This is a genomic window from Microcystis sp. M079S1 (assembly GCF_020246425.1).
GTDB lineage: Bacteria > Cyanobacteriota > Cyanobacteriia > Cyanobacteriales > Microcystaceae > Microcystis > Microcystis aeruginosa.
Map to the genome: position 1 here is coordinate 1 of NZ_JADBSZ010000182.1, position 7,942 is coordinate 7,942.

The 7,942-nt window shown below is 38.3% G+C and carries 7 protein-coding genes and 1 pseudogene; 6 read left to right on the plus strand and 2 right to left on the minus strand.

Features of this window, described 5'->3' with window-relative positions:
* A pseudogene (locus IM456_RS12045) lies at nucleotides 1-127 on the minus strand (IS630-like element ISMae27 family transposase); the annotation flags it as partial.
* A 48-nt stretch (nucleotides 128-175) separates the two neighbouring features.
* Between IM456_RS12045 and IM456_RS12050 the strand changes: the two are divergent.
* Nucleotides 176-631, plus strand: coding sequence for a hypothetical protein (locus IM456_RS12050; RefSeq protein ID WP_287693311.1), 456 nt, complete (start codon nucleotides 176-178; stop codon nucleotides 629-631).
* On the opposite strand, the gene IM456_RS12055 is transcribed toward IM456_RS12050, so the two are convergent.
* Nucleotides 615-845 (minus strand): hypothetical protein, encoded by a 231-nt coding sequence (locus IM456_RS12055; RefSeq protein ID WP_287693312.1) that lies wholly within the window; start codon nucleotides 843-845, stop codon nucleotides 615-617. The genes IM456_RS12050 and IM456_RS12055 overlap by 17 nt on opposite strands.
* 330 nt (nucleotides 846-1,175) lie before the next feature.
* Between IM456_RS12055 and IM456_RS12060 the strand changes: the two genes are divergently transcribed.
* The 5 genes from IM456_RS12060 to IM456_RS12080 all read left to right on the plus strand — a co-directional run bounded on the left by IM456_RS12060 (nucleotide 1,176) and on the right by IM456_RS12080 (nucleotide 7,539).
* Nucleotides 1,176-1,400: a hypothetical protein gene (locus IM456_RS12060; protein ID WP_287693313.1), complete on the plus strand. Its 225-nt coding sequence runs from the start codon at nucleotides 1,176-1,178 to the stop codon at nucleotides 1,398-1,400.
* Between the two features lie 247 nt (nucleotides 1,401-1,647).
* Nucleotides 1,648-2,253, plus strand: coding sequence for a CHAT domain-containing protein (locus tag IM456_RS12065; RefSeq protein ID WP_287693314.1), 606 nt, complete (start codon nucleotides 1,648-1,650; stop codon nucleotides 2,251-2,253).
* 125 nt (nucleotides 2,254-2,378) lie between these two features.
* On the plus strand, nucleotides 2,379-3,242 hold the full coding sequence (locus tag IM456_RS12070; protein ID WP_287693315.1) for a VMAP-C domain-containing protein: 864 nt from the start codon (nucleotides 2,379-2,381) through the stop codon (nucleotides 3,240-3,242).
* A gap of 53 nt (nucleotides 3,243-3,295) precedes the next feature.
* Complete coding sequence (locus IM456_RS12075; protein WP_150976785.1) at nucleotides 3,296-4,291, plus strand: AAA family ATPase; 996 nt, start codon at nucleotides 3,296-3,298, stop codon at nucleotides 4,289-4,291.
* A gap of 5 nt (nucleotides 4,292-4,296) precedes the next feature.
* On the plus strand, nucleotides 4,297-7,539 hold the full coding sequence (locus IM456_RS12080) for a formylglycine-generating enzyme family protein (RefSeq protein WP_287693316.1): 3,243 nt from the start codon (nucleotides 4,297-4,299) through the stop codon (nucleotides 7,537-7,539).
* The last annotated feature ends 403 nt before the right edge of the window (nucleotides 7,540-7,942 follow it).

Genomic DNA, 7,942 nt, shown 5'->3' on the forward strand with positions numbered 1-7,942 from the left:
CCTCCCCCATCTTCAAAAAATATAAGGACTGTACTTTAGCGTAGGCTAAACTACTTTTTTGTTGTTTCATTAATTCTTTTAAATCTTCTACTGACTCAACAATATCAATTTTGGGTACGACTGGCATCGCTAATTTATCCACTTAATCATCTTTTCTATAAGTATGCCATAGTTTTTGAAATTTGGTATTAGCGATAAAGGTTACATCGATCTAGAAATCACCGAAGCACTGGTCAAGCTGCAAACGTTTCCTAAAGGAGATCAGGTCTCCCGCGACGGGGAAGAGTTTCCTACAGGAAACACGGTTTCCTCTGATGCGGAAAAGTTTCCTACAGGAAACAGGGTTTCCTCTGATGCGGAAAAGTTTCCTACAGGAAACAGGGTTTCCTCTGATGCGAGGGAGTTTCCTACAGTACCATCAAGTTTCCTACAGGAAACACCCTCGCACTGTGGGAAACATCCTCGCACTGTAGGAAACGATCAGGTTCCAGAACCCAGTCAGGAAAAGGAATCCAGCGCCTCTAAGATTATTAAGACTTATACCATTTTTCTTTATTCGCGTCACAACGAATGCAGGCTTGGCAAGCATTCGAGCGTGGATGTCTGTCATGGATTTAGAAATTTGGTATAAGAACTTTCAGGGCTTTGGAAACCGTGCCTTTCTGGAGTCCCGTGGCGGTTGTCACATCCGTTACCTTGACGCGCAGATCGCGACCGCCGAACGGATCGATCGTTCTCAGATAGTAGAGAACTCGAACTTCCGCGTATCTCAATTCTTTGGTGACTTCGAGCCACTCTTCCGGTTTTAGCGCGTAGAACTTGCCTTCTATCTTGTTCTGTGTCATAATAGTTATAGTTTTTGTGCGAAGGTATATACTTTCTATCGAAAGCGATGTACTTTTCGTGAATTTGCCCCATAACCCGAATAGAGTTGGGGCTTGTTTTCTAGGTAGGTGGCGATCTTAAAATTGCCTTAATCTAGATATCAATTGCTCTTAACCTCATTTCGGTTTAAAAGACTCCCTACTCAGTCCCCTGTTGATTTCCGCCCCTGCAATCGCACCAAAAAGTATATGTTTTAATTGTATATGTATATAATTAAAAATCCATCCCTTGAGGGAATTTTCTGTTGCTGTATTGGGTAAAATAGTGTAGAGAAGTTAAAGGGTTGTTCAATGGAAACTAGAGGGAAATACAAGGACAGGAAGGAAAATCCACCAAATCCGGACGGTAGGCCTCTGACTTATGAAGAGCCGAAGAAACGCCGCAATCTAAGCGTGACTCAGGCTGGCTGGGAAGAAGTTCAGGCGATTGCGGAACAGTACGACCTATCGGTGTCGGAAATGTTGGAACGGTTGGCCCGCGGTGAGTTTGAACTGGTGCGGAAGGTTTCTTATTGACATCTCCCCACTTTAAAAAGACGGGGATTCTAATCGGTGAATAGAAGCGGGTTGAAACCAGCAATTCTCATTTTGAAACGATTTTGCCTTGTTTCAGCGATCTAGAGGTTCGTTAAGAATTATTAACCCCTCTAGGTGCAATGCTTTTAATGTCATGAAACCTTAAAATGAGAATTGCTGGCGACAGGTGGTTCTGACTTGGATTCGTCGCCTAAAATCTCATCTGTCTTCAAACGAGTCTTAATCAATGAAAAGAATCCTTATTCTGTCAGCAAATCCCAAAAACACGACTCCATTGCGTCTTGATGAGGAAATGCGCGAGATTAAAGAAGGGCTACGACGAGCAAAACAACGAGATAATTTCGTCATTGAAACAGGGCAAGCCGTGAGGTACAGAGATATTCACCGTGCCATCCTCGACTTTGAGCCGAACATTGTCCATTTTTCAGGACATGGTGCGGGGGAAGAAGGGTTAGCCTTTGAAGATGAAACAGGTCAAGTTAAGTTAGTTGAGGCTCAAGCATTAGCAAGTTTATTTAACTTATTTGCTGACCAAATAGAATGCGTAGTTCTCAATGCTTGTTATTCGGAGGTTCAAGCAAAAGCGATCGCAGAGCATATTTCTTATGTGGTGGGGATGAGCAAAGCCATTGGGGATAAAGCAGCCATTGAGTTTGCGGTGGGTTTCTATGATGCTTTAGGCGCAGGAAGGACGGTAGAATTTGCTTATAAATTAGGCTGTAATTCTATTGAGATAGCAGGAATATCAGAACATCTAACTCCACAATTGTTGTCTAATTCTGACATATTGACCAATAAAGTTTCGTCTCATATAGATAAAAAAAAAAGATAGAAGTTCCAAGTGATTCTGTTTTAGAAGAAGTTACTCAAAGATCAAAGGCGAGTATTTCGCATGATAATTTTATCAATCGAAATTCTCTTGATTTTGATAATGCACGTCTATATTTATCAATAAAATTGAAGAAGGTAAGTTCTCAAAGTAATAATAGTGAATCTGAAAAATTTTCTGTTGATACTAAAGTCTCAATTCCTCAATCTTCTACAGACTATCAACAGGAAAATTTATTAGAGACGTTTCAAGGGAATGCACCTTATACTCAAACTGAGATAGAAGAAAATATCCCCAATCTACTAGAAGAATGTTATCAAAAATTAGAAGAAATTGGATTTGATCAAGATATTCATTTAGCAATAGAGTGGGTGTTTGATGATGATTTATTTTCATTAGATGTTGACTGTTGGAAATTTAAAGAAAATGAATTTTGTCGTTCTAAAAGAATCGGTTGTGCTTCTTTTGAATCTGTTCATATTCGGTCTTATCGACGGTTAAAGACAAAACGTTGTCTTGACATCTGGAAAAAGAAATGGGATTGGCTGACAAAAAACGCTAATAAGATGAAGATAAATAACTATATATTCGCCTCTCAAACTAATGACAGAAATGATAATGATTTAAAAGTTATGGACTCGCAAGAAATGATTTTTGGGATTAACTTGCCGACGGATTTACTGAGACTAGAAAATATCAGCTATGAGTTTATTATAGAGAGGGGAATTCCTTTAGCCTTGTGGTCTAGATGTCAAAATTCTGCTGTCAATCATACCAGTGACTTAGATGAGTTAATTAAGCCTAAAAAAGATAATGAGGAAAATCTTAAAGACGGGGAGGATAATGTGTTGAATCTTGAAAACTTAACCAAATCTGTCGAAGTGAAGAGACTAGAAGCTACCGAAGAAGAGCCTTTTCATTTAGGCCATCATCTTTGCTTTTTATGGGAAAATCCTTATAACTATCCCACCAGCAAGAAATTAAAGCTTTAGTGAGTTCTGCTCATCAATTTCGTTAAACATACTAATACAAAGGAAAGGACATTATGAGTGATTGGCAAATTTTTAAAGGAACTAAAGAATCTCATTCTATTGAAAAATGGCCAGAACCACCCCCTTGGCGAAACTTTAACCAACAAGAACCCCAAAAACCAGCAAAGGAAACTTTTCAAGCCAACGAGAAAGTCATTAACGCTGTTAATATGGCCATTTATTTGCGTCGTCCCCTACTGGTAACAGGAAAACCCGGAACGGGGAAATCTAGTTTAGCCAAGGCCATCGCCTCGGAATTAGAATTAGGAGAGGTATTACATTGGCCGATTAATACCCGTAGTACACTGCAAGAGGGATTATACTATTATGACGCGATCGCTCGTTTACAGGATGCTCAAATTAATCAAGGAGAAGGAGTTAAAGATGCTCAACTGAATCAAGACAAGCCAAATAAATTTGATATCGGTGACTATATTCGTCTTGGTCCATTGGGAACAGCTATGTGTTCAAAGCAATACCCCAGAGTCTTACTGATTGATGAAATTGATAAAAGTGATATTGACTTACCTAATGATCTCTTAAATATTTTTGAAGAAGGCTATTTTGTCATAGAAGAACTTCAAAGACTGAAAAAGCATCAAGAGTATCATACAGTAACCGTTCAAACCTCTGATGGTCAGACCCATGAAGTAGTCGATGGACGTATTCCCTGTGAACAATTTCCCATTATTATTATGACCAGTAATGGAGAAAGGGAGTTTCCCTTACCATTTAAACGTCGTTGTATTCAATTGGAGATAAAAGAACCTAATAAAGAAGAATTGACCAAGATTGTCAAAGCTCATTTAGAATTAGGAGATGATTTAACCCAAGAAATTGAAACCCAAATTCAGAAATTTTATGAAAAACGAGAGAAGGGACCTCTAGCAACAGACCAATTACTTAATGTTGTCTTTATGTTAATGAATAAACCCTTACCTAATGCCAAAGAAAAGGAAGCAATTATCGAGCGTTTAATGGCTTATCTGAACACTACTGGAGAGAAATAAAGGTGATGTTAGAACAGTTCGTAGCCTTTGTTGATACAGAAAAATGGGAACTTGATTCGATTCAGATAGCTGAAGTTTTATGGTTTGTCCGGACAGTTAATCCTTTAATAAGAGGAGAAGCAGATGGAGCTTACCAATTTTGTCTATTGGCTTTTTTAAAAGGAGTTGAAAACCTGGGATTATGTTTAGTTTGGGGGACGATTTTAGAAAAATGGGAAACTCCCCAAATTGAGTTTACGAAATATCAGCAAGAACTGATGATGATTACTCTCTTTTGGACTCTCATAGAAAAGGGTTTGTATTCCATCGCCTTGCTATTATTTTTAGAAAAAAAGGGGGTTGGTAAGAAATTAACAAAACCTCCTTTATCAGAGCTTAAATATCCTCTGACTTCACCATCAAACAAACCTGTTTCTTCTACTGCTATTGAGCCAAACCCTTATCCCACAGAACAATTACCTATTAAATTACCAGACACAGGAATCTTCCGCAATACTTTAGAATTAGGACGCTTACTTAAACCCCTAAAACAGAAAATTAATTCTCGTATTGCTCAGGAATTAAATATCAAAGAAACTGTCAAGCGAAGTGCCGAACTTAGTACCCCTACTCAGCCTCGTTATTTTCCTGTTCTAACTCCTAAAAAAGAACGTTGGTTAGACGTGGCCTTACTAATAGAAGATAGCAAATCCATGATTCTTTGGCAATCTTTATTAAAAGAAGTACAAGATTTTCTCGAACATTTAGGAGCATTTCGTGATATAAAACCCTATCGAATGAACTGGGATGATTTGACAAAAACCTTGCAAATTTCTTCTTTTTATTCATTTTCTCAGTACCTATCTCCCCAAACATTAAATGCTCCTGGTAGCCGACGCTTAATTTTGATAGTTAGTGATTGCATTTCACCTGCTTGGATTAGTGAACAATTTATTGATATTCTTCAACAATGGTCAAGCCAAAGTCTGTTAACTGTCTTGAATCCTTTTCCTGAAAGAATATGGGAACGCACTAACCTTGATTATGCTATAAAAATTCGATTAGGCAATAAAAAAAAGGGACTTACTCCCCAAAGTTGGCAAGCTATTCCCCTGGAATCTTGGCAGATTAAAGGGTTTGATAAACAAGCTTTGCTTAAATTAGTTAAACTACCAATTGTCAGCTTAGAATCGGAATCGATAAAAGCTTGGGTTAATGTGATAATGGGAAAAGGAATAAGCTGGTGTTCAGGGGTTTGGTTAGGGTCTAATTTTATGTATTCTTATGAAGAAGAAGAAGAAGACGATGAGAAAAGTCTGACTACTCTTCAACAAATTAATAACTTTTATGCAACTTCTTCACAACTTGCTTGGGAATTAATTCAGTGGTTATCGGCCATTCCTGTCAGTTTTTCCACCATTCGTTTAGTACAAAGAACCTTATTGCCTGAATCCACTCAAGTTCATGTGGCAGAAGTGGTCATGGGAGGATTATTAAGTCCTATTACCCCCCTTAATTATTATCAGTCTAACTATCCGATTCAATTTGAATTTAAACCGGGCATTCGAGAGACTTTTTTAGATAAAATAGCCGCAGATAAACAAATAAATAAAAAAGAGTTTTGCCTAAGAGTGATTGGTAGTTTAACGGAAAAAATTGCTAGTCATTTTGGCTATCAAACCATTCGTGAATTTGAAGCCACTCTCTTAACCAATCCTTTAGAATTAAGTGGAGAAGATGACCTAGAATTAATTCAAGCTTTTGCAACTATTTCTGTCTCTACCCTACGACAATATGGAGAAGAATATGCCCCTTATATTAGGAAATTAGATAAAAGTCGAGCGCGGTTAAATCTTGTCTCTGCTGTTGAGGGTAACTCCATCGGTTTTAATTGGATAGATTTTCTGGAAAGTATAGCCCAAAGGCATCACTTAACGGACATTGAAACAGAAACCTTAATCAATTTCTTGCCAACTCCAAGCCAATCTTATTCTATCCCGGAAGTAGCCAAACAACTTCTCCTTTCTCCTTCAGCAATTAGTAGTCGTCTCACTGGCATTTATTGTAAATTTGAAACCTTAAATCCTAATTTATTCCAATCAAAAAAATATAATAAATTATCGACCCTAAAGCTATACCTATACTCTCAATATGTCAAAGTTAGTTTCTTGCATCAATTAGCTATTCCTGACTATGCCATTCCTCAATTAGAAACCTTAGAACTTTTTGAATTTGAATCCGAAGTAGCCACGATCACTTTTGAACCAGTCATAACAGACTTATTGAGCCAAAATCTCCGTAACTTTTCCTTTGAAACCCCCACGGTAAACCGTCGCGGCGAAATCATTAAAACTACCACCCACACCGCTAACTGTTTCACAGAAACTCTACCAAATAACGTTGACCTCGACATGGTATCTATACCTGGTGGTACTTTTACGATGGGTTCTCCTAAAAATGAAAAAGATAGCCGTTATAATGAACGTCCCCAACATAATGTAAAGGTTCCTCCTTTCTTCATGGGGAAATATTCCATTACTCAAGGTCAATGGAAAGTGATCGCCACCAGAACAGATTTAAAAGTAAAAATAGACTTAGAAGAAGATCCATCTTATTTTAAAAAACCCTATCAAGATCAAGACAGGGAAATAGATAGATGGCTTAGACCCGTTGAAAGAGTCAATTGGTATGAAGCTGTAGAGTTTTGCCAGCGACTGTCTAAGCTAACGGGGAGAGATTATAGACTGCCTTCGGAGGCACAATGGGAATACGCTTGTCGTGCTATGACAGAACCCCTAGACCTCGCAAAAGGTGAATCTTACCCACCCTTTTACTTTGGAGAAACCCTCACTGATAAGTTAGCCAACTATAATGCTTCTAGAACTTATGCCTCGGAACCCATAGGCGAAAATGGAAAGGAAACTATCCCCGTTGGTCAATTTCCCCCGAATGCTTTCGGATTATACGGTCTGCACGGAAATGTCTGGGAATGGTGTATGGATGACTGGCATGACAATTATGAAAATGCGCCTAGTGACGGTAGTGCTTGGCTTGATAATAATCAAGAGGAAAATCTTGATGCTGAAAATAGCCTAGAATCTACTGAAAAAGACGAAAATAATCCATATTCTGTCATGCGGGGCGGTTCCTGGGGCTACATTCCTAATTTCTGCCGTTCCGCGATTCGCAACTTCTTCAACCTCCGCCGCGTCAACCGCAGCAACCTTATCGGTTTTCGGGTAGTCTGCGTATTCGGGAGAACTCTCTAACCCTTTTTCCTTTTTCCCCTTTTACCCTTTACTCTATGTTTTACTTTTTCCTTTTCCAAGCGGATCGCTATATTTTTGATTTTCCAATATCAAGGTTTGATGACATTAACCAAAGACAGGTTGATCGAATATATTTGTTAAACTGAGATCTGGTACCTAGTCTAAAATCCCAGATTTTTTACCGAGTTAATCAGGGTTTTAGGCTTTAAAAGTCGGGGATTTGTGGTTTTTCAATTATGGTGCAGTATCTGAGCTAAAACTATTACCGAAATTTTGGGTTAAAGCCCCGTCCTTTTAGGACGGCTTTTTAAACTATATCTTGTTAACTTAACTTTTATTGTGCTATACTGATTTTGTCTAAGTCCCCCCTGCGTAAAATGTTTGTCTTAGAGTTTAAAGTTAA

Coding starts and splice junctions, on each gene's coding strand:
- IM456_RS12055 (WP_287693312.1), bottom strand. CDS start 845: ATGACACAGAACAAGATAGAAGGCAAGTTCTACGCGCTAAAACCGGAA.
- IM456_RS12060 (WP_287693313.1), top strand. CDS start 1,176: ATGGAAACTAGAGGGAAATACAAGGACAGGAAGGAAAATCCACCAAAT.
- IM456_RS12065 (WP_287693314.1), top strand. CDS start 1,648: ATGAAAAGAATCCTTATTCTGTCAGCAAATCCCAAAAACACGACTCCA.
- IM456_RS12075 (WP_150976785.1), top strand. CDS start 3,296: ATGAGTGATTGGCAAATTTTTAAAGGAACTAAAGAATCTCATTCTATT.
- IM456_RS12080 (WP_287693316.1), top strand. CDS start 4,297: ATGTTAGAACAGTTCGTAGCCTTTGTTGATACAGAAAAATGGGAACTT.